This is a genomic window from Pseudomonas sp. PDM28 (assembly GCF_019219115.1).
GTDB lineage: Bacteria > Pseudomonadota > Gammaproteobacteria > Pseudomonadales > Pseudomonadaceae > Aquipseudomonas > Aquipseudomonas laurylsulfatiphila.
The window spans coordinates 420540-441964 of record NZ_JAHUWG010000005.1 but is presented as its reverse complement, the minus strand read 5'-3'; the positions used below and the strand labels follow the sequence as shown (position 1 = coordinate 441964).

At 61.1% G+C, this 21425-nt stretch carries 23 protein-coding genes and 1 riboswitch; of the genes, 13 read left to right on the top strand and 10 right to left on the bottom strand.

All coding sequences use genetic code 11. The features are described from left to right. Positions 1 to 171 precede the first annotated feature (171 nt). From KW841_RS14045 to rpoE, 3 genes are read right to left on the bottom strand one after another with little or no spacing between them, the layout of a single operon-like run. Positions 172 to 1131 (bottom strand): MucB/RseB C-terminal domain-containing protein, encoded by a 960-nt coding sequence (locus tag KW841_RS14045; protein ID WP_218477041.1) that lies wholly within the window; start codon positions 1129 to 1131, stop codon positions 172 to 174. Positions 1132 to 1139: 8 nt separating this feature from the next. Beyond that, a complete protein-coding gene (locus tag KW841_RS14040) occupies positions 1140 to 1727 on the bottom strand; it encodes a sigma-E factor negative regulatory protein (protein ID WP_007979790.1) in 588 nt (195 codons plus the stop codon). 31 nt (positions 1728 to 1758) lie between these two features. Further along, positions 1759 to 2340 carry an RNA polymerase sigma factor RpoE gene (gene rpoE, locus KW841_RS14035; RefSeq protein ID WP_003172477.1) on the bottom strand — a complete coding sequence of 194 codons (582 nt, stop codon included), beginning with the start codon at positions 2338 to 2340 and terminating at the stop codon, positions 1759 to 1761. A gap of 553 nt (positions 2341 to 2893) precedes the next feature. Between rpoE and nadB the strand changes: the two genes are divergently transcribed. Next, on the top strand, positions 2894 to 4510 hold the full coding sequence (nadB, locus tag KW841_RS14030) for an L-aspartate oxidase (protein WP_218477030.1): 1617 nt from the start codon (positions 2894 to 2896) through the stop codon (positions 4508 to 4510). Here the strand turns inward: nadB and KW841_RS14025 are convergent. Next, complete coding sequence (locus KW841_RS14025; protein WP_218477028.1) at positions 4479 to 4931, bottom strand: protein YgfX; 453 nt, start codon at positions 4929 to 4931, stop codon at positions 4479 to 4481. The two genes, nadB and KW841_RS14025, sit on opposite strands and share 32 nt — an antisense overlap. Continuing rightward, positions 4915 to 5169 (bottom strand): succinate dehydrogenase assembly factor 2, encoded by a 255-nt coding sequence (locus KW841_RS14020; RefSeq protein ID WP_007979797.1) that lies wholly within the window; start codon positions 5167 to 5169, stop codon positions 4915 to 4917. Before KW841_RS14020 ends, KW841_RS14025 begins: the two co-directional genes overlap by 17 nt. A gap of 149 nt (positions 5170 to 5318) precedes the next feature. Between KW841_RS14020 and KW841_RS14015 the strand changes: the two genes are divergently transcribed. Then, a complete protein-coding gene (locus tag KW841_RS14015; protein WP_007979799.1) occupies positions 5319 to 6260 on the top strand; it encodes a folate-binding protein YgfZ in 942 nt (313 codons plus the stop codon). A 34-nt stretch (positions 6261 to 6294) separates the two neighbouring features. Continuing rightward, positions 6295 to 7116, top strand: a complete 822-nt coding sequence (locus KW841_RS14010; protein WP_218477019.1) for an HDOD domain-containing protein — start codon at positions 6295 to 6297, stop codon at positions 7114 to 7116. 118 nt (positions 7117 to 7234) lie between these two features. On the opposite strand, the gene KW841_RS14005 is transcribed toward KW841_RS14010, so the two are convergent. Together KW841_RS14005 and KW841_RS14000 are read right to left on the bottom strand one after the other, a co-directional pair. Beyond that, complete coding sequence (locus KW841_RS14005) at positions 7235 to 8623, bottom strand: sensor histidine kinase (protein WP_218477017.1); 1389 nt, start codon at positions 8621 to 8623, stop codon at positions 7235 to 7237. Then, positions 8616 to 9287 carry a response regulator gene (locus tag KW841_RS14000; protein WP_007979804.1) on the bottom strand — a complete coding sequence of 224 codons (672 nt, stop codon included), beginning with the start codon at positions 9285 to 9287 and terminating at the stop codon, positions 8616 to 8618. The genes KW841_RS14005 and KW841_RS14000 overlap by 8 nt, the downstream gene beginning before the upstream one ends. 442 nt (positions 9288 to 9729) lie before the next feature. Here KW841_RS14000 and KW841_RS13995 point away from each other — a divergent pair, with 442 nt between their 5' ends. From KW841_RS13995 to KW841_RS13980, 4 genes are read left to right on the top strand one after another with little or no spacing between them, the layout of a single operon-like run. Then, on the top strand, positions 9730 to 10707 hold the full coding sequence (locus KW841_RS13995; RefSeq protein ID WP_007979806.1) for a tripartite tricarboxylate transporter substrate binding protein: 978 nt from the start codon (positions 9730 to 9732) through the stop codon (positions 10705 to 10707). A gap of 58 nt (positions 10708 to 10765) precedes the next feature. After that, positions 10766 to 11224: a tripartite tricarboxylate transporter TctB family protein gene (locus tag KW841_RS13990; protein ID WP_102698996.1), complete on the top strand. Its 459-nt coding sequence runs from the start codon at positions 10766 to 10768 to the stop codon at positions 11222 to 11224. Position 11225: 1 nt separating this feature from the next. Next, on the top strand, positions 11226 to 12740 hold the full coding sequence (locus KW841_RS13985; RefSeq protein ID WP_008050724.1) for a tripartite tricarboxylate transporter permease: 1515 nt from the start codon (positions 11226 to 11228) through the stop codon (positions 12738 to 12740). After that, positions 12733 to 13776 (top strand): AbrB family transcriptional regulator, encoded by a 1044-nt coding sequence (locus KW841_RS13980; RefSeq protein WP_218477015.1) that lies wholly within the window; start codon positions 12733 to 12735, stop codon positions 13774 to 13776. The genes KW841_RS13985 and KW841_RS13980 overlap by 8 nt, the downstream gene beginning before the upstream one ends. 98 nt (positions 13777 to 13874) lie before the next feature. On the opposite strand, the gene ung is transcribed toward KW841_RS13980, so the two are convergent. Then, a complete protein-coding gene (gene ung, locus KW841_RS13975; protein ID WP_008050720.1) occupies positions 13875 to 14567 on the bottom strand; it encodes a uracil-DNA glycosylase in 693 nt (230 codons plus the stop codon). Between the two features lie 132 nt (positions 14568 to 14699). Here ung and KW841_RS13970 point away from each other — a divergent pair, with 132 nt between their 5' ends. Continuing rightward, positions 14700 to 15812: an enoyl-CoA hydratase/isomerase family protein gene (locus KW841_RS13970; RefSeq protein ID WP_218477013.1), complete on the top strand. Its 1113-nt coding sequence runs from the start codon at positions 14700 to 14702 to the stop codon at positions 15810 to 15812. A 143-nt stretch (positions 15813 to 15955) separates the two neighbouring features. Here the strand turns inward: KW841_RS13970 and KW841_RS13965 are convergent, their stop codons facing one another. After that, entirely contained in the window at positions 15956 to 16408 is a 453-nt protein-coding gene (locus KW841_RS13965; RefSeq protein ID WP_218477012.1) for a hypothetical protein, read from the bottom strand. A 167-nt stretch (positions 16409 to 16575) separates the two neighbouring features. Further along, positions 16576 to 16833, bottom strand: a complete 258-nt coding sequence (locus KW841_RS13960) for a hypothetical protein (protein WP_007979822.1) — start codon at positions 16831 to 16833, stop codon at positions 16576 to 16578. 283 nt (positions 16834 to 17116) lie between these two features. Next, positions 17117 to 17217, top strand: a riboswitch (guanidine-I (ykkC/yxkD leader). A 60-nt stretch (positions 17218 to 17277) separates the two neighbouring features. Between KW841_RS13960 and KW841_RS13955 the strand changes: the two genes are divergently transcribed. From KW841_RS13955 to KW841_RS13935, 5 genes are read left to right on the top strand one after another with little or no spacing between them, the layout of a single operon-like run. Next, complete coding sequence (locus KW841_RS13955; RefSeq protein ID WP_218477011.1) at positions 17278 to 18345, top strand: putative urea ABC transporter substrate-binding protein; 1068 nt, start codon at positions 17278 to 17280, stop codon at positions 18343 to 18345. A gap of 15 nt (positions 18346 to 18360) precedes the next feature. Continuing rightward, entirely contained in the window at positions 18361 to 19176 is an 816-nt protein-coding gene (locus KW841_RS13950; protein ID WP_218477010.1) for an ABC transporter permease, read from the top strand. Continuing rightward, the gene (locus tag KW841_RS13945) at positions 19173 to 19961 is read left to right on the top strand and encodes an ABC transporter ATP-binding protein (RefSeq protein ID WP_218477009.1); all 789 of its coding nucleotides are present in this window, start codon (positions 19173 to 19175) and stop codon (positions 19959 to 19961) included. Before KW841_RS13950 ends, KW841_RS13945 begins: the two co-directional genes overlap by 4 nt. A gap of 13 nt (positions 19962 to 19974) precedes the next feature. Beyond that, positions 19975 to 20700, top strand: a complete 726-nt coding sequence (locus tag KW841_RS13940) for an urea amidolyase associated protein UAAP1 (protein ID WP_218477008.1) — start codon at positions 19975 to 19977, stop codon at positions 20698 to 20700. 11 nt (positions 20701 to 20711) lie between these two features. Next, complete coding sequence (locus KW841_RS13935; RefSeq protein WP_007979832.1) at positions 20712 to 21365, top strand: urea amidolyase associated protein UAAP2; 654 nt, start codon at positions 20712 to 20714, stop codon at positions 21363 to 21365. Positions 21366 to 21425: the final 60 nt, after the last annotated feature.

The following is a 21425-nucleotide window of genomic DNA, read 5'->3' as shown; positions in this document are numbered from 1 at the left end:
CCGTTACGACGAGCAGGGTTAAGCGATATGGAGCAAGGAACACCGGGAACAATACGCCGGTATTTTTGTTCCGGGAACAACAAACAAGGCCAGAGCCGAGGGGCTCTGACCTATAAGAAATTTACGGGATTTTTGCAAACTGAAATGCTCACGAAACATTTCGAATTCAGCTCACTGCTTGGTTGCAGTGGCGTCGGTGCGCATTGAAAGCGCTATCCGCTCAGCAGTACCGACCGGTATCTCGCCGACGACGGTCACCATCATGTCGCCCTGTGCCGTGGTCAAGCGCCGGGAAACCGCAACGGTCGGCCCCAACTGAGTACGGGTGTCGGTGACGGTTGCGCCATTCAACGGTTCGAGGAATACCGAAAAACGCGCCAGTCCATCGTCATACATCAGGCTATTGATCTGGGTCTTGGTCTGCGGATCCTTGCGAGCGGTACTGCTGGTCAGCTCGAAGCCGGGTGGCAACCAGTCGGAATGCCAGACCTGGGCAGTCTTGACGGCAGAAGCCTTGTCACTGTCGAGGTTGACCGGCTTGCAATCATTGCTGGCCTGCAGATCCTTTTCGGAAGGAAGGTCGGCCGTATCCAGTTGCGTGAACTGGAACCGCTCGAGCAACCGCCCCTTGTCGTCCAATAACAAAGACTTCAGGGGCAGGCCGGTTTCTTTGTCCAGATGCAGTTCAAAACCGTAACGGTGTTGATCGCGGGGCTTCAGCGATACGATCACTGCCGAACGCCCGGCGACACGCGACTTGCCGATGACGGCGAGGTCATACCAATTCTTGAGCTTTTGAGGATCGAGTGCACGGGCAGCGGAGTTGGGGGAATCCCCCAGCCCTGCTATCAGTGTGCCGCTGACGCATTGAGTATGGCCATCAATGCGAACGACTTCCTGAGCGGAGCCGTCGAGCTGGATCAATCGCTCGCGGACCTTTCCATCCTGGACGAGGTGCCAGATGTTATGGGTAGAAAAACTACCGTTACGCTCGTAGACGAAAGTACCCTGAAAGCTTTGCTGCTGCTCTGCCTGGCCCAGGCGGGTCAACCAGTCCTGGGCATCATCGGCTTGGGCTGGAACGATGAACCAGCCGCTGAGCAGAAGCGAAAGTAGAGGTATGGCGCGCATGATCCTCCTTAACGGTTTTCCAGACTTGCCGCACGAGCGTAAGGCAGAGCGCTCTCAGTACCTTTCAGTGCAGCCTGTTGTGCATGTTGGCGCAAGTAGCCTGGCAGACGCTGATCCTGCCAGCCTGGCTGACCTTGCAAAACGCCATTGGCCATTGGGCCTGTAGCTTCCGAACTCTCATTGTAGCCTGCCAGAACAGCAGGGCCTTTTACTTGAGGAACGGCCAGTGCGGGTTGACTGGATTGCTGGGCCAGTTCGGCACCGGCGATCTCATCCTGGTTGTACAGACGCACACCGGCCAGTACCGCCAGGGTCACAGAAGCTGCGACCGCCAGACGACCCAGGCTGCGCCATGGACCGCGGGAAGCTTTTGCCGGTGAGGCTTCGTCAGCCAGGGCAGCAGAAACTGCCGCAGCGATGTCCAGGCGTGGAAGCAGCAGATCCTTGTGCATCACTGCCCGAGCGATCTGATAACGAGCCCAGGTTTCACGGGTTTCAACATCGTCGCAGGCATTCAATACCCGACGCAATTCCAATTCGTCCGCTTCGTTATCCATCACTGCGGACAGCGATTCCTGCAGGGCTTCACGACTCATGGCGTTCCTCTCTTGGCTGTCGCCGCTGTCTTTAGTTTTCCTGCAACAACGGCTGCAGGGCTTTGTCGATGGCCTCCCGGGCGCGGAAAATCCGGGAGCGCACGGTGCCTACCGGACATTGCATGACGCTCGCAATGTCCTCGTAACTCAGACCATCAAACTCACGTAAAGTTAAAGCCGTACGCAAATCTTCCGGCAGTTGCTGAATGGTTCGATGGACGGTGCCTTCGATCTCATCCCGCAGCAAAGCCCGTTCTGGCGACTCGAGATCCTTGAGGCCATGATCGCCATCGTAGAACTCTGCATCTTCGGAACTGACATCGCTATCCGGCGGCCGGCGGCCGCGTGAAACCAGATAGTTTTTCGCCGTGTTAATGGCGATGCGGTAAAGCCACGTATAAAACGCGCTGTCTCCGCGAAAATTTCCAAGTGCACGGTATGCCTTGATAAAGGCTTCTTGTGCCACATCCTGGGCTTCATGGGTGTCGTGCACAAAACGCACGATCAACCCGAGAATTTTGTGCTGGTATTTCAGCACTAGCAGATCGAAAGCACGCTTGTCGCCGCGCTGAACGCGTTCGACCAGTTGCTGATCCTCTTCCTGGGTTAGCATGAACACTCCTCGATGAGCTCGGAGGAGGCTTGCAGAAGTAAACCACCAGACTTGCAAACATAGACTCGGGCTTTTCGCAAAAGTTCTCCCCCTCCAGGCAAGTTTCCTGCGGGCTCTGATTTGGCACGCACGAAAAGCGCAGCGCGAGTGGGCCCGGCTGCGCGAATAATCTTGTCATCGGATTCTTCGCCAGGGATCGAGTTGCAATCCCGTACTGAATCCGACGCTGTCCCTTGTTTCAGGCAACGGTCTATTGATCTTGCCACTTTGGCAAAAGTTCCAAATATTTATAGCTGCGCCGAACCGACATTGTGCAACCCTGAAGCGAAAAAGACTGTTAAATCGGCGATACAGTCATTCTCGCGCGCAACGGGCAGAAAAACATCCGACGAAGCGCCCGACATTTTGCATCACAGTAGTTTCACAATGCCATGCTGGCTCGGGTATTGTGCCGTCCCCCCCCTCTATATACTAGTGGGCTGTGCGGCTGACCTGACCTCGCCAGTCCAGCTGCGCCACCCCCGACCCGGGTCGCTTTGAGCGGAATCCTGAAATGAGCCAACAGTTTCAACACGATGTTCTGGTAATTGGCAGCGGTGCTGCCGGCTTGAGCCTTGCGCTGACCTTGCCCGGTCATTTGCGCATTGCCGTATTGAGCAAAGGCAACCTCGCCAATGGCTCGACGTTCTGGGCCCAGGGGGGCGTTGCCGCCGTGCTGGACGACACCGATACCGTTGAATCCCATGTCGATGACACCCTCAATGCCGGCGGCGGCCTGTGCCATGAAGACGCGGTGCGCTTTACCGTCGAGCACAGCAAGGAAGCCATTCAATGGCTGATCGACCAGGGCGTGCCCTTTACCCGCGATGAACACTCGAGCAATGAAGATGGCGGGTTCGAATTCCACCTGACCCGCGAAGGCGGTCACAGCCATCGGCGCATCATCCACGCCGCCGATGCCACGGGCGCTGCCATTTTCACCACCCTGCTCGAGCAGGCCAGGAAACGGCCGAACATCGAACTGCTGGAACAGCGGGTTGCGGTAGACCTGATCACCGAGAAACGCCTGGGACTCGACGGTGATCGCTGCCTCGGTGCTTATGTGCTCAATCGCGGCACCGGCGAAGTCGATACCTATGGCGCCCGCTTTGTGATCCTCGCCTCCGGGGGAGCGGCCAAGGTTTACCTGTACACCAGTAACCCCGACGGTGCCTGCGGCGATGGCATCGCCATGGCCTGGCGCTCGGGCTGCCGTGTGGCGAACCTGGAATTCAACCAGTTTCACCCCACCTGCCTGTATCACCCGCAAGCCAAGAGCTTCCTGATCACCGAAGCCCTGCGTGGCGAGGGTGCCCACCTCAAGCTGCCCAACGGCGAGCGCTTCATGCAGCGCTTCGATCCACGGGCAGAGCTGGCGCCACGGGACATCGTCGCCCGGGCCATCGACCATGAAATGAAGCGCCTGGGCATCGATTGCGTCTATCTGGACATCAGCCACAAGCCCGAATCCTTCATCAAGACGCACTTCCCGACGGTGTACGAACGCTGCCTGGAATTTTCCATCGACATCACCAAACAGCCGATTCCGGTGGTCCCGGCGGCGCATTACACCTGCGGTGGCGTGATGGTCGATCAACAGGGCCGCACCGACGTGCCGGGGCTGTACGCCATTGGCGAAACCAGTTTCACCGGCCTGCACGGCGCCAACCGCATGGCCAGCAACTCGCTGCTTGAATGTTTCGTTTATGCCCGCTCGGCGGCCACGGACATTCTCGAACAGTTGCCCCGGGTTCCGATGCCCGCCCCCCTTCCCGCCTGGGATGCGAGCCAGGTCACCGATTCCGATGAAGACGTGATCATTGCGCACAACTGGGATGAGCTGCGGCGGTTCATGTGGGACTACGTTGGCATCGTGCGCACCAACAAGCGCCTGCAACGGGCACAACACCGCGTGCAACTGTTGCTGGATGAAATCGACGAGTTCTACAGCAACTACAAGGTCAGCCGGGATTTGATCGAGCTGCGCAACCTGGCCCAGGTGGCCGAGCTGATGATTCTGTCAGCCATGGAGCGCAAGGAAAGCCGTGGCCTGCATTACACCCTCGACTACCCGGACCTGTTGCCGGTCGCGCTGGACACTATTCTGGTGCCGCCCACCTACGTCGGCTGAATTTGAGCCGGACCCGCAGGCGTCGGTGCACATCCGCCGCCTGCGCATCCCGGGGCACGCAAATGGCCCTGACCCGGCGCTCGCCCCGCAGGCGGAAACGCAAGACCACCACCAACGGCAGCGCCAGGCTGTCCGGCCTCAGCTGGACGGGCTGCCAACCCTTGGCCCGACTCCACAACTGCCAGCCATCGGCATCGCGCCGCAAGCCGCAAATGGCCTGCGGATGGGTCAGCAAGATTTGCCGGGGCAACAGCCAGACGCCATGAGCCACGCACAGCACGACGCCGAGCGCGCTGGCCCAGAGCGGAATTGACAGTAAAAACAACGAACCCAGCGCGAACAGCTGGGCCAGCAGATACGCCGCCAGCAACTGCCGTGAGGCATGCCAGCGGCATTCGAACGTATTACTTGGGCTGGACACGATCCAGGATCATGCGAACCATGCGTTGCAGTTCGGGATCTTCCGATTCGCTGCGTTCCATGAACCAGCCGAACATGTCCTGATCCTCACACGTCAGCAGTCGGACGTACAACGCGCGATCCACCTCGTTGAGCGTTGCGTAAACCTCTTTCGTGAACGGTACCAGCAACACGTCAAGCTCAAGCATGCCACGGCGGCTGTGCCAAAAGAGGCGGTTCAGTTCAACATCTTCGACCATGGAGCGCTCCTCAAATAGGCCGCAAGTATACAGGCCCGCGCTCGGTCGAACAGTCGGCTTTGGTCGGGCACCGGTGATCCTTTGTGAACTACCCATTTCGAAGGCGGCCCCTTATGATGTCCACCAGACTTTTTACCCTGCGATGACCCATGGCCGATTCTGCTTTTTTCTGCACGCTTTCTCATGAAGGTGTTCTCGCGGTCCGCGGCGCGGACGCCAGCAAATTCCTGCAAGGCCAACTGACCTGCAATCTCAACTACCTGAGTGATTCCCGGGCCAGCCTCGGTGCGCGCTGCACGCAGAAAGGCCGGATGCAATCGAGTTTCCGCATCCTGCTCGAGGGTGATGGCGTGGTCCTGGCCATGGCCACCGAATTGCTCGAACCGCAACTGGCGGACCTGAAAAAATATGCGGTGTTTTCCAAATCGAAACTGACCGACGAAAGTGCCGCCTGGGTCCGCTTCGGCATTGACCATGGCGACGCCGCACTGGCCAGCCTCGGCCTGGACCTGCCGGCAGAAACCGACAGCGTCGTGCGCAGCGACGGGCTGATCGCCATCCGTGTCTCACCGCAACGCGCCGAGTTGTGGGTTGCCGCCAGTCTTGCCGATGCGGTCAAAGGCAAGCTGTCGGCCGTGCTGAGCGAAGGTGACCTGAATCAATGGTTGCTGGGCCAGATCCGTGCCGGGATCGGCCAGGTCATGCCCGGCACCCGCGAGTTGTTCATCCCGCAGATGCTCAACCTGCAAGCGGTCGGTGGCGTGAGCTTCAAGAAAGGTTGCTACACCGGCCAGGAAATCGTCGCGCGCATGCAGTACCTGGGCAAACTCAAGCGTCGCCTGTATCGCCTGCAACTGACTGCCGGCGAGCTGCCGGAACCGGGTACGGCGCTGTTCTCCCCGACCCATGGCAGCTCTATCGGCGAAGTGGTGCTGGCTGCCCGCGCCGGGCAAGGCATTGAGCTCCTGGCGGTGTTGCAAGCCGAAGCGGCAGACAGTGGAGACATCCACCTGGGCGCGCTCGAAGGGCCGTCCTTGCAGCTGCTCGACCTGCCTTATGAACTGGACCGCGATCGCGAAATCCAGCAATAACGGCAGCACTTGGCGCGACACCTAGAGAGACTCAATGAGCGAGCTGGCGGAAAAGGTCCAACAGGATTTGGTTGAGGCCATCAATAACGATGACCTGGTTCTGCCAACGTTACCGGAAGTGGCCCTGCAAATTCGCAAGGCCGCGGAAAACCCGGAAGTCAGCGTCAGTACCCTGAGCAAAGTGATCGGCCGTGATACCGCGCTGTCGGCGCGCCTGATCAAAGTGGTCAACAGCCCGCTGTTGCGCGCGACCCAGGAAGTGACCGACCTGCACACTGCGATCACCCGCCTGGGCATCAACTACAGCTGCAACCTGGCGATCGGCCTGGTCATGGAGCAGATTTTCCACGCCCGCTCCGACGTGGTGGAACAGAAAATGCGCGAAGTCTGGCGCAAAAGCCTGGAAATCGCCGGCGTCAGCTATGCCCTGTGCCGCAGCTATACGCGGCTCAAGCCCGACCAGGCTGCTCTTGGCGGGCTGGTGCATCAGATCGGCGTGCTGCCGATCCTGACCTACGCCGAAGATCACTATGAACTGCTGTCCGACCCGGTCAGCCTCAACCATGTCATCGACCGGATACATCCCTTGATCGGCGAAAAGCTGCTCAAGGTCTGGGACTTTCCCGACATGCTGGTGCAGGTGCCACAGCTCTACCTGAATTTCAAACGCCAGTCGGCGCAGATCGACTATGTGGATCTGGTGCAGGTGGCCAGCCTGTATTGCCACAAGGACACAGACCATCCGTTCGCTCGTATTGATCCGTTGGGCGTGCCGGCCTTCAATGCACTGGGTATCGACATCGAAGACGAGGCGATGTGCGCCGACCTGGAAGAAACACGGTCGATGTTTTACTGATCAAGGACCGCGTTGTCCCCTTCGCGAGCAAGCCCGCTCCCACATTGGATCTATGCAGCACCACAAATCCCTGTGGGAGCGGGCTTGCTCGCGAAGAGGCCAGAACAGACACCGCGCATCACTCCCCTGCAACAAAACTCACCCGCACCTTCAACCCCGCCCGCTCTCCATCATGCAAGCTGATCTGCGCCAGATGCGCGCGGCAGATCTCGCCGACAATCGCCAATCCCAACCCTGAACCGGCCACTTGCTGATTGCGCCGGTAAAAGCGTTCGAATACCCGGTCGCGCTCCTCAAGAGGAATGCCGGGGCCATCATCTTCGACTTCCAGCACGGCAGGGGCCGAGACCCGCAGAATCACGTTGCCGCCCGGCGGTGTGTGGGCCAGTGCGTTATCCACCAGATTGCTCAGCAGTTCGTTCAACAGCGTCGGCTCGCCCCGCAACCAGACCGGTTCATCCGCTTCCAGCGCCAGCGCGATGCCGCGCTTGTGGGCCAACGGCGCCATGGCCATGCCCAGTTCCCGAGCCAGTTGACTGAGGTCGAGCAACTGCGCGCCCCCCTCGGCAATCGCCCGGGCGCCATTTTCGACCCGTGCCAGGGAAAGCAACTGATTGGCCAGATGGGTCAAGCGGTCAGTGCCCTGGGCGGCGGTCTCCAGCGTGCTGCGCCAGGTCTCGGGCTCGGCCGAGCGCATGCCCAGCTCCAGTCGCGCCTTGAGGGCTGCCAATGGCGTGCGCAGTTCGTGGGCGGCGTCGGCAATGAATTGCGCCTGCTTCTCGAACTGTCCACGTAGACGCTCGGTAAAGTGATTGAGGGCGCGCACCAGCGGCCACAATTCGCGCTGCACTTCCACCAATGGCAAGGGACGCAGATCGTCCGGCTGGCGCTCTTCCACCGCCGTGCGCAAGCGCTCCAGCGGGCGCAACGCGGCACTCACCGCAAACCACACCAGCATCAACGCACCGATTGCCAGCATGCCCAGGCGCAGCAATGTATCCGCCGCCAGACTGCGGGCCATGCTGACGCGCGCTTCATCGGTTTCGGCCACGCGGATTTCCGCCATGCCGTTCATGTTGGGCTCGCTCACGGGCTTGAGCAGGCTCACCACGCGCACGTTCTGCCCGCGGTACTGGGCGTTGTAGAAGCGTGCCAGCGCCGGATAGTCATCGGTGCGCGGCGTTCCCGGCGGTGGCGCGGGCAGGTTTTCGTAACCGGAAATCAGCTTCTGATTGATGTCGTTGACCAGATAGAAAATTCGCCCGGCACTGTCGTAGGCAAAGGTATCGAGGGCCACGTAGGGCACGTCGGCACTCAGGGTGCCGTCGCGCTGGGAGACGCCGGCGGCGATGGTGCGCGCCGAGGCCAGCAAGGTCCGGTCATAGGCCGTATCCGCGGCTTCACGACCGTTCCAGTAGGCGCTCAACCCGCTGGCCAGCATCAACACCACCAGCAATAGCGCCAGGTTCCACAACAACCGCCAGCGCAAGCTGCTGGGCTTATGCATCGCGGCTTTCCAGCAAGTAACCGAGGCCACGGAAGGTCACGATGGCGACCGGTTGGCCATCGAGTTTCTTGCGCAGGCGGTGCACGTAGATTTCGATCGCATCGGGACTGGCCTCTTCATCCAGACCGAACACTTGCGACGCCAGTTGCTCCTTGCTCATCACCCGACCGGGGCGCGCGATCAGGGCTTCGAGTACCGCCTGTTCGCGGGAGGTCAGGGTCAGCAATTCTTCACCGAGGGTGAAACGCCGGGTTTCCAGGTCATAAGCGAGCACACCACAACGCTGGATACGCTCACCGCCCAGCACACTGCGACGCAGCAACGCCTTGACCCGGGCCTCGAGCTCGGTCAGTTCGAACGGCTTGGCCAGGTAATCGTCGGCGCCGAGGTTCAGGCCATGGACCCGATCCTTGACGTCGCTGCGGGCGGTCAGCATCAGTACCGGCAGGTTCTTGCCCCGCGCCCGCAGGCGCGCCAGCACTTCAAAACCATCCATGCGCGGCAAGCCGACATCGAGGATCGCCATGGCGTATTCCTCGCTGCCCAGCGCCAGGTCGGCGGCCACGCCATCGTGCAGAACGTCCACGGTCAGCCCGGTGCTCTTGAGCGCCTGGGCGACACTTTCGGCGAGCTGCAAATGGTCTTCGACGAGCAGGACACGCATGGATCTATACCTCGTTCAGGGATGGCCGACGCCATTCTTTGGCGCGGAGTTTACAGCCGCAATCACCGCTGTGAAGCCCGAAAAACCGTGAAAGCCCGCTGAAAGGTTAGCGAAAGGTTGGGTGGTTAGAGTCACCCCACGGATGGTTTCGACTGCTGACCATCGAATCGTAGTTTGAAAACGTGCTTTGACATGTAACTACCGAAAAACGCCTCGAAGCGTTTTCGCCAATAAGAACAATAAACGAGGTACTGCACCATGCTGTCCACACAGCTTCAGGCTTGCCCGCCCCGCCCTTTCTCTTGCTCCCCGATGTTTACGCTTGCCCGCGCCGAAGCCGGCTGCCCGTCGCTTGATCCGTATGGATTCGAACACGCCGGCACCGCGCGAAATCGTCGCACCTGAATCATCCCGAAAAACAAAAACTCCACTGGAGACAAAAATGAATCGTTCAATGCGCCGTTTCGCCCTCGCCGCCAGCTGTGTGCTGTTCGCCGGCCAACTCATGGCCGAGCCTAAACGCCCGGAATGCATCGCCCCGGCCTCGCCCGGCGGTGGTTTCGACCTGACCTGCAAACTGGCGCAAAGCGCGCTGGTCAACGAAAAGCTGCTGACCAAACCGATGCGGGTGACCTACATGCCCGGCGGTGTCGGCGCGGTGGCGTACAACGCGGTGGTCGCCCAGCGTCCGGCCGATGCCGGTACGTTGGTGGCCTGGTCCAGTGGTTCACTGCTGAACCTGGCCCAAGGCAAGTTCGGTCGTTTCGATGAAAGCAATGTGCGCTGGCTGGCCGCCGTTGGCACCAGCTACGGCGCGATCGCGGTGAAGAGCGATTCGCCCTACAAGACCCTCGACGATCTGGTCCAGGCCCTGAAGAAAGATCCGAGCAAAGTGGTGATCGGCTCCGGCGGCACCGTCGGCAGCCAGGACTGGATGCAGACCGCGCTGATCGCCAAGGCCGCCGGGATCAACCCGCGTGACCTGCGTTACGTCGCCCTCGAAGGTGGCGGCGAGATCGCCACGGCCCTGCTCGGCGGTCATATCCAGGTTGGCAGCACCGACATTTCCGACTCCATGCCACATATCCAGAGCGGTGACATGCGTCTGCTGGCGGTGTTCTCCGACAAGCGTCTGGACGAGCCGGAAATGAAGGACATCCCGACCGCCCGCGAACAAGGCTACGACATCGTCTGGCCGGTGGTTCGCGGCTTCTACCTGGGGCCGAAGGTCAGCGACGAGGACTACGCCTGGTGGAAGGACTCCTTCGACAAACTGCTGGCTTCACCGGAGTTCGCCAAGTTGCGCGACCAGCGTGAACTGTTCCCGTTCGCCATGACCGGCCCGGAGCTGGACACCTATGTGAAGAAGCAGGTCGCGGACTACAAAGTGCTGGCCAAAGAGTTCGGCCTGATCCAGTGATCGCCTCTGTCTAGCGGCTGCGACTCCGTTTGGCGGAGTCGCGGCACAGGAGTTCCCCATGCTCTTACAACGCATTTTTGCTTCAGTGCTGTTGCTGGCCTGTCTCAGCCTGGTGCTGATGGCCTTGCCTTATCAGGCACCTTTTTCCTACGAACCGATCGGCCCCCGCGCGTTCCCCCTGTTGATGCTGGGGCTGATGGGCCTGGCGCTGGTCTACATGGTGTATCGCCCCTCGCCAATCAAGCACACCGATGAAGATCCGCCGATGGATCGCGAGACCCTGACCAAAATTGGTGTTTGCGTGCTGTTGCTGCTGGTCTTCGCCGGGCTGTTCGAACCGCTGGGTTTCATCCTCAGCAGCATGCTGGTTGGCATTCCAATGGCTCGCCTGTACGGCGGGCGCTGGCTGCCGGGCGCGATCATCATCAGCCTGATGAGCGTCGGCCTGTACCTGCTGTTCGACAAAGTCATGGACGTGCCACTGCCTCTGGGCCTGCTCGACGTTCTGGAGAACTGATATGGATACGCTTGGTTACTTGAGTCACGGCTTCGGCGTCGCACTCACCCCTTACAACCTGGTGACCGCACTCAGCGGCACGCTGATCGGTACGGTCGTCGGCCTACTTCCGGGGCTGGGTCCGATCAATGGCGTGGCGTTGTTGATCCCGATCGCTTTCGCCCTCGGCCTGCCACCGGAGTCGGCGCTGATCCTGCTGGCCGCGGTTTACCTCGGTTGCGAGTACGGCGGTCGTATCAGTTCGATCCTGCTGAACATCCCGGGCGAAGCCTCCACCGTCATGACCACCCTCGACGGCTACCCGATGGCCCGCCAGGGTTTGGCCGGTGTGGCGTTGTCGTTGTCGGCGTGGAGTTCGTTCATCGGCGCCTTCATTGCGACCTGCGGGATGGTCGTGTTCGCGCCGATGCTGGCGAAATGGGCGATTGCCTTCGGTCCGGCGGAGTATTTCGTACTGATGGTGTTCGCCATTGTCTGCCTCGGCGGCATGGCGGGTGACCGGCCGCTAAAGACCTTCATCGCGGCGCTGATCGGCCTGTTCCTGTCGACCGTCGGCATTGATGCCAACAGCGGCGTCTACCGTTTCACCGGGGACAACATCCACCTCACCGACGGCATTCAATTCGTGGTCCTGGTGCTGGGCCTGTTTTCCATCAGCGAAATCCTCCTGCTGCTGGAAAAAACCCACCGTGGCCAGGAAGCCTTCCAGGCCACCGGCCGGATGCTGTTCAACTTCAAGGAAGCCGCTTCGGTGTTCTGGGTGAACATGCGTTGCGGTGTGCTCGGTTTCATCATGGGCGTGTTGCCGGGTGCGGGCGCCACACTGGCCAGCGCCGTGGCCTACATGACCGAGAAACGTATCGCCGGCCCAAGCGGAAAATTCGGACAAGGCGACAAGCGTGGCCTGGCTGCACCGGAAACCGCCATTGGCGCCGAAGCGTGCGGTGCACTGGTGCCGATGCTGACCCTTGGCGTTCCCGGCTCGGGCACCACGGCCGTGATGATCGGCGCATTGTCGCTGTACAACATCACGCCGGGCCCACTGCTGTTTCAACAGCAACCGGACATCGTCTGGGGCCTGATCGCTTCGTTGTTCATCGCCAACATCATGCTGGTGATCCTCAACATTCCGATGATCCGGATCTTCACCAAAATCCTTGCCGTACCGAACTGGGCGCTGGTGCCGATGATCGCGATCATCACCGCCATTGGCGTGTATGCCGTGCATGCCACGACCTTCGACCTGTTCCTGATGATCGGCATCGGCATCTTCGGTTACATCCTGCGCAAGCTGGACTTCCCCTTGTCCCCGGTATTGCTGGGTTTCATCCTCGGTGGCTTGATGGAGCAGAACCTGCGTCGGGCACTGTCGATTTCCAACGGTTCGCTGGATATTCTCTGGTCGAGCGGTATCACCGTCGGTGTCTGGGGGTTGATCGTGGTCATGTTGCTGGTGCCCATTGTGCGTATCTGGCGTAAACGTTCGGTTACCCGGCGCGTTATCGCCGATGTCTGATCGAACACCCTTCAAAGCCTGGTGGGGAACCCCGCTGGTCGGCCTGCTGGGCGGTTACCTCGCCAGCCAGGTCGGCTGGCCTTTGCCGTGGATGGTCGGCTCGTTGCTGGCGATCATCCTCGTGCGTTGCCTGACCCCCTGGCAACTGGCCGAAATCCCTGGCGGCCGCAAGTGCGGCCAGTGGATCGTCGGCATCGGTATCGGCCTGCACTTCACCCCGCTGGTGATGGAGCAGGTGCTGAGTCATTTCGGTCTGATCTTCTTCGGGGCGTTGGTCACCAGCCTGTCCGCCGTGGTCGGCGTGTGGCTGATGCGCCGTACCGGTGAGGATCGCGCCACCGCGTTCTTTTCCAGCATGCCCGGCGGTTCCGGGGAGATGGTCAACCTCGGCGCGCGCAATGGTGCGGTGCTCAGCCGTGTGGCGGCGGGGCAAAGTTTGCGGGTGTTGGTGGTGGTGCTGTGCGTACCGGCAGCCTTCAAGTATCTGCTGGGTGACGGTGCGCCGATTGCCCACGCGGGCAGCATCGATTGGCGCTGGCTGGCGGCGCTGTTCCCTGCTGGCGCATTGGCGGCCTGGATCTGGGAACGCCTGCGTCAACCCAATCCCTGGCTGTTCGGGCCTTTGCTGGTCAGTGCGGCAGTCAGCATCGGCTGGGATCTGCACATCGGCTTGCCCAATGGCGGCAGCCAGATCGGCCAGTGGTTGATCGGCAGCGGTCTGGGCTGTCACTTCAACCGGCAGTTTTTCCGGCGTGCGCCTTCGTTCATGGGCCGCACCTTGATCGGCACGGTGCTGTCCATGCTGATTGCGACTGCAGCGGCCCTGGGTTTGAGTGCGCTGACCCACCTGGATCTGCGCTCACTGACATTGGGCATGATGCCGGGCGGTATTGCCGAGATGAGCCTGACGGCCGAGACCTTGCAATTGTCGGTGCCGCTGGTGACGGCGATGCAGGTGATGAGGTTGTTGTTTGTGCTGTTTCTGGCGGAGCCGTTGTTCAAGTATTGGAACCGCAATCCGGATTCAGACAGCTAATCCGAGTCGCCCCCATCGCGGGCAAGCCCGCTCCCACAAGGACCGCGCAAACCCTGTGGGAGCGGGCTTGCCCGCGATGGGGCCCTTAAGGTCAACACTCAAACCGGCGGCAACCGCCACTCGATCGGCGTCTCGCCATTCTGCTCCAGAAACTTGTTGGTCCGGCTGAAGTGCCCGCAACCGAGGAAGCCGCGATAGGCGGATAGCGGTGACGGGTGCACCGAGGTCAGCACCAGGTGCTTGGTCGCATCGATCAGCTTCTGCTTGCTCTGCGCATGGGCGCCCCACAGCATGAACACCAGATGCGGCTGCTGCTGACTGACCACTTCAATGACCCGATCGGTGAAAAACTGCCAGCCCTTGTCCTTGTGGGCATTGGCGTTGGCGCGCTCGACGGTCATGGTGGTGTTGAGCATCAATACGCCCTGATCGGCCCAGCTCTGCAAGTAGCCATGGTTGGGGATGTCGATATTCAGGTCGCGCTTGAGCTCTTTATAGATGTTCACCAGCGACGGTGGCGCCGGCACGCCGGGTTGCACCGAGAAGCACAAACCGTGGGCCTGGCCCGGACCGTGATACGGATCCTGACCGAGGATCACCACCTTGACCTTGTCCAGCGGCGTGGAATTGAGCGCGTTGAAAATCATCGGCCCCGGTGGATAGATCTCCTTGCCGGCCGCCCGCTCCTGTTGCAGGAAATTTCGCAACTCTGCCATGTAAGGCTGGTCGAATTCGGCACGCAGTGCCTCCTTCCAGCCCGGTTCGAGTTTGATACGGTCGTCAGCAGTCATGGTTACATCCGGCAAAAACAATGGGGCGAACCCTAGGAAAGCTCACCACGCTTGTCAATTGATCTGATGCAGATCCGGCACTTTCCCACATAGCGATCATACTTAACCCTCAAATTCCCGATCGAGGTCACGATGAATCTGCACTTCGAAGAACTCACCGGCACCGACGGCGCGCGCATCGGCATCGCCAGCCTGGACGCCGAAAAATCCCTGAACGCCCTGTCCCTGCCGATGATCAACGCCCTGCGCGACCGCATGGAAGCCTGGGCCAAGGACCCGCAGATCGTCTGCGTCCTGTTGCGCGGTAACGGCCCCAAGGCTTTTTGCGCCGGCGGTGAGGTTCGCAGCCTGGTGGAAGCCTGTCGCGTCCATCCGGGGGAAGTACCGCCACTGGCTGCGCAGTTTTTTGCGGCGGAGTATCGTTTGGACTTCAATCTGCACACCTACCCCAAGCCGTTGATCTGCTGGGGGCACGGCTATGTGCTCGGCGGCGGCATGGGACTGTTGCAAGGAGCGAGCACCCGAATCGTCACGCCGAGCAGCCGCTTGGCCATGCCGGAGATCAGCATCGGCCTGTACCCGGATGTTGGCGCCAGTTGGTTCCTGTCGCGCCTGCCCGGCAAGCTCGGGTTGTTCCTGGGTCTGACCGGCGCGCATATGAACGGCCGGGACGCCATCGATCTGGACCTGGCGGATCGTTTCATGCTCGATGAGCAGCAGCCGGAGCTGATCGAAGGCCTGCTGCAATTGAACTGGCAGGAACAGACACCCATGCAGCTCAACAGCCTGCTCAAGGCCTTGCAGCAGGAAGCCTTGGCGCAGATGCCCGAAGCCCAGTGGCTGCCGCGTCGTCGGCAGATCGACGAACTACTGGATGTCAGCGATGTGCGTTGCGCCTGGAAGGCCATCAGTGCCCTGCGCGACCACAGCGACCTGTTGCTCAGCCGCGCGGCCAGGACCCTGAGTGAAGGCGCGCCGCTGACCGCCCATCTGGTATGGGAACAGATCATCCGGGCCCGACACCTGTCGCTGGCCGAAGTCTTCCAGATGGAATACACCCTGAGCCTCAATTGCTGTCGTCATCCGGAATTCAGCGAAGGCGTACGTGCGCGGTTGATCGACAAGGACCAGAAGCCGCACTGGCACTGGCCGGACATCAACAACGTGCCGGACGCGGTGGTCGAGGCGCATTTTCACAAGGCCTGGGAAGGTCGGCATCCGCTGGCGGATTTGTCCGAATACTGAAAACTGCACACAACACTGTGGGAGCGGGCTTGCTCCGGGCGGCGTTCCGACGAAGGCGTCATTTCAGCAACATTGATGTTGACTGATACTCCGCCTTCGCGAGCAAGCCCGCTCCCACATTCAGAGTTGTGTTTTATACAAAGCTATCGATGGCCGCCCCGTCCGTTGTGATCGCCACGCCCACCACGATTGCTGCGCCCATCGTGACCGCGATAGTCATTGTTCCAGCCTCCGCGGTTACGGCCGTCCCAGCCATGGTTCTGATGCGCGCGGTAGTCACCCCGCGACGGCTGGTAATAACGAGGGGCCGACTGGTAATGGCGCGACGATTGATACATCCGCGGTTGTGAGTAATAGCGCGGTGTCGGCTGGTAATACCGCGCAGGCGGCATGTAGTACCGGGGCGGTGGTGTGTAGTAACCGCCGCCATTGGAGTAGTAGGAACTCCCTCCGGCGTAATAGGTTGGCGATGGCGAGGTATAGACCTCGGAACTGTAGTAACTGCCTCCTTCATCGTAGTAAGGCACGCACCCACCCAGTGACAATCCCAATACAGCAAGCAGAAGAATTTGCCGCAGCGTTTTTTGACAGAGCATGGCGGCCTCCTGGACCGCGGGTGAGCCACACCAGCGACGCTGGCAGGCGACAGTCAAATGTTCGCTGACTGTCGAAAGATCAGACACCGAATTCGGGATCCGGTGCGTTCCCGAAACAAGTAGAAACATCTGCCCGATGAAAGGTTTTTCATCCATTCACGCCCTGATTAACGGTGCCCACCGCGATATCCACCACCGTGATGTCCACCGCCGTAATACCCGTGGCCACGGGAGTAACCATGCCCACCGTAGTAATAGGCGCGATAACCACCGTAGTAACGCGGACCGTAGTAACCGTAGTAATAAGGCGAGTAGTAACCGGGGTAGTAATAAGATCCCCCGTAGACGTCGGCGGGACCGTCGTAGTAGTAGCAGCCAGACAGTCCGAGACCAAGCACTGCACCCAACAACAATCGACGTAACATGGCGGCCTCCGTAAAGACCTGTGACAGCAGTCGGCACACACCGGCTGACATCTGTTTTGACTGGCAATCCCCTGCCAAGTGCGATGTTGCACCCACCTTCTGATCAGCGGCGGACAGGTTCCAAAGCGGTGCACCCGCGCACCATCACAAGGCAGTGCGCCCCTCCCATCAACACCGTCGACCTCCCTGTCGCCCACGCTAGAGCGCTCGGGTCAACTTGGCACGCCTCTCGCTTTAGCAACTGCGTGCAGGAGTCAATACAGGTTCGCGGCACCACAATTTGCAAATGGCTGACTAGGGTTCCGGCTCGCAATCGCGAGTGACTGGTCCGAGAGTTGGCGACCTCCAGTTGAGGTTACACGGCGGGACAAAAGCCCGGGAGACAAGCCACCGTTAGCGGTGCCGCTGCCGTCCTGTGCGTCCTTGATCAACTGGAGAATCACCATGTCCCAGCTTCGTTTACCCGCCCTGCTCGCCGCTGCGTTCGCAACCCTCGTGAGCTTCTCGTCCCAGGCTGCACAGAAAGACCACTTCAGCGTGTGCTGGACCATCTACGCCGGCTGGATGCCGTGGGAGTACGCCGGCAGCCAGGGCATCGTCGACAAATGGGCGAAGAAGTACGGCATCCAGATCGATGTGGTGCAGCTCAATGACTATGTCGAATCGATCAACCAGTACACCGCCGGCCAGTTCGACGGCTGCACCATGACCAACATGGACGCGCTGACCATTCCGGCCGCCGGCGGCGTCGACAGCACCGCGCTGATTGTCAGCGATTTCTCCAACGGCAACGACGGCATCGTGCTCAAGGGCGAAGGCAAGAAGGTCGCCGACCTCAAGGGCATGGACGTCAACCTGGTGGAGCTCTCGGTCTCCCATTACCTGCTGGCCCGGGCGCTGGATTCGGTGGACCTCACCGAGAAAGACCTGAAAGTGGTCAACACCTCCGACGCCGACATCTCGGCCGCCTTCAACACCGAACAGGTCAACGCCGTCACCACCTGGAACCCGATGCTCTCGGACATCAAGGCCAAGCCCGCGGTGACCGAAGTGTTCAACTCAAGCCAGATCCCCGGCGAAATCATGGACATGATGGTGGTCAACAGCGCCACCCTCAAAGACAACCCGGCCCTGGGCAAGGCACTGACCGGTGCCTGGTTTGAAGTGGTCGAGTTGATGAACGCGAAAAACGCCGCCGGCAAAGCCGCACTGGAACACATGGCCAAAGCCTCGGGCACCGATCTGGCCGGTTTCCAGGCGCAACTGGACACCACCAAGTTGTTCGCCACGCCCAAGGAAGCCCTCGCCTTTTCCACCAGCAAGCAACTGCCGGAAACCATGCGCAAGGTCGCCGAGTTTTCCTTCCAGCACGGCTTGCTCGGTGAAGGCGCCAAGGACACCAGCGCCGTCGGCATGGCCTTCGCCAACGGCGTGACCAGCGGCGACAAAGGCAACCTCAAGCTGCGCTTCGACCCGAGCTACGTGCAGTTGGCTGCCGACGCCAAGTTGTAAACAGAGGACTTGGCCATGCGCCTGATCAACCGTCACCCGGACCGCCCGAGTCGCCTGTTGTTGGTGATCCTGCCGTTCGCCCTGGTGCTGTTCGCCTATTTCATGGGCTCGGCCGAGCGACTGGCGGACAACCCCAACGACAAGCTGCTGCCCAGCGCCGTGCAGATGAGCGATGCGGTGAAACGCCTGGCCTTCGTGGCCGACAGCCGCACCGGCGAATACCTGCTCTGGCAGGACACGGCCTCCAGCCTGCAACGCCTGGCCATCGGCTTGGGCATCAGCGCCCTGGCCGGGCTGTGCCTGGGCATCGCCGCCGGCACCCTGCCGCTGCTCGGTGCGCCGTTGTCCCCCCTGCTGACGGTGCTGTCGATGGTGCCGCCGCTGGCGATCCTGCCGATCCTGTTCATCGTCTTTGGCCTGGGGGAATTGTCGAAAGTAATGCTGATCGTCATCGGCATCACCCCGGCGCTGGCCCGGGACCTGGAACAGCGTGCCCGGGAGATTCCCGTGGAACTGCTGATCAAGGCCCAGACCCTCGGCGCCTCCACCTGGACCCTGATGCTGCGGGTGGTGTTGCCGCAACTGTTGCCACGGCTGTTGATCTCGCTGCGCTTGATGCTCGGCTCGGCGTGGCTGTTCCTGATCGCCGCCGAGGCCATTGCCTCCACTGATGGCCTCGGCTATCGGATTTTCCTGGTGCGCCGCTACCTGGCGATGGACGTGATCTTGCCCTACGTGGTGTGGATCACCCTGCTCGCCTGGCTGATGGATTGGGGGCTCAAACGCCTGACCCGGCGTGCGTTCCCCTGGTATGAGGGGGCCGCCAAATGAGCTTCATCAGCGTTAAAAACGTCTGGCAGCAGTACGCCGATCAAGTGGTGCTTGAAGGCCTCAACCTGAACGTCAACGAGGGCGAGTTCTGCACACTGGTGGGTGCGTCCGGTTGTGGTAAATCGACCTTCCTGCGCCTGCTGCTCGGCCAGGAACGCGCCAGTCGCGGCGAGATCCTGCTCGACGGCCAGCCCTTGGCCGGTGAACCGGATGCCAGCCGTGGCGTGGTGTTCCAGCGCTACTCGGTATTCCCCCATCTGAGCGTGCTGGACAACGTCGCACTCGGCCTCGAGCTGCCGCGTTCGCCCTTGCTCGGGCGCCTGTTCGGCAGTGCGAAAAAAGAGGCGCGCGAACAGGCCTCGATGCTGCTGCATAAGGTCGGCCTCGGCCATTCGCTGGACAAGTACCCGGCGCAGCTCTCCGGCGGCATGCAACAGCGACTGGCCATCGCCCAGGCGCTGATCATGAAGCCGCGAGTGTTGCTGCTCGACGAACCCTTCGGCGCCCTCGATCCGGGCATCCGCAAAGACATGCACGCCTTGCTCCTGGAGCTGTGGCGCGAGACCCGGCTGACAGTGTTCATGGTCACCCATGACCTGTCCGAAGGCTTCAGCCTTGGCACCCGCCTGCTGGTGTTCGACAAGGTCCGCCTCGACCCGCATGCGCCCGGTCGCTATGGCGCACGCATCACCTACGACATCCCTTTGAACAGCGACCGCCGCGCCCCGGGCAAAGCCGTCGACGCCCTGCCGCTGCCGGTGGCGGGCACGCTTCGTATCGCTTAGAGGATTTTTCACAATGACTGATTCGACCCAGCTGTTCCCGCCCTTCGCCGAAGAAATGCTCCCCGGCGGCGGCCATCGTTCCTTCGTGCTCAAGCGCGGTCAATTGCTGCGCCTGACCGACCTGCGCGGCGGCGCCAACGTCAGCCTGACACTGCTCAACGCCAACGAAAAAACCGAGCGCCTGAACCTGCCCGACAGCCTCAAATGCCAACACACCGCCAAGCTCACCGCCGGCCACTGCCTGTACTCGGACATGGGCCGCGTGCTGGCCGCCATCACCGCCGACACCTGCGGTTGGAGCGACAGCCTGGGTGGCGTGCTCTGCGCTGAAGAGGTCGCAGAAAAATACGGCGCCGGCCGCTACCAGGAACTGCGCAATGGCTTCTTCCGCAACGGCACCGACAACCTGCTGGTGGAACTGGGCAAGTGGGGACTGGGCCTGTCCGACCTGCTGATGACCCTCAACCTGTTCAGCCGCGTGAACGTCGATGACGCCGGGCGCTTCCATTTCGTCGAGGGCAATTCCAAGGCTGGCGACTACATCGAGTTGTACGCACCGATGGACTCCCTCATGGTGCTCACCGCCCTGCAGCACCCGATGGATCCATCGCCGGAATATGCACCGAAACCGCTGAAGCTCAGCTGGATGAACGCCGACGCCAGCGTCGCCGAACACTGCCGCACCTCGCGCCCGGAAAACGAGCGCGGCTTCATCAACACCGACCGTCTGTTCGCCTGAGGATCGCTGCCATGTCACTCGCAATCGCTACCGCTGCCGTTCACACAAGCAGGCAACCAGACACCGCGATCTACCGCGCCACCATCCCCGCCGGCGAACCCTGGCTGATGGAGGTCAAGGCCGGCCAGACCCTGCGCATCCTCGACCTTGAAGGCAATCAGGCCGTCGACACCTTGTTCTACAGCGTCGCCAATCCCAAGGAGCGCTACGACGTGCAGCGCACGTTGCGCCGGCAGAACAGCGTGTACCTGAGCACCGGCAGCGTGCTGTATTCCAACCTCGGCAAACCGATGCTGACCATCGTCGCCGACACTTGCGGGCGTCACGACACCCTCGGCGGCGCCTGTGCGCAAGAGAGCAACACCGTGCGCTACGCCCTGGAGAAGCGCTACATGCACAGTTGCCGCGACAACTATCTGCGCGCCTGTGTCCACGACGGACGCCTGGGCAAGGGCGACATCGGGCCGAACATCAACTTCTTCATGAACGTACCGGTCACCGCCGACGGTGGCTTGACGTTCGAAGACGGGATTTCCGCGCCGGGCAAGTACGTCGACCTGCGCGCCGAGATGGACGTGATCGTGCTGATCTCCAACTGCCCGCAACTGAACAACCCGTGCAACGCCTACAACCCCACCCCTGCGGAGCTGCTGGTATGGAACTGAAATTCCCGAGACTGCGCCGCTGGTTATTTGCCTTGTGCCAGGCCCGTTCAGGGCAGTGCA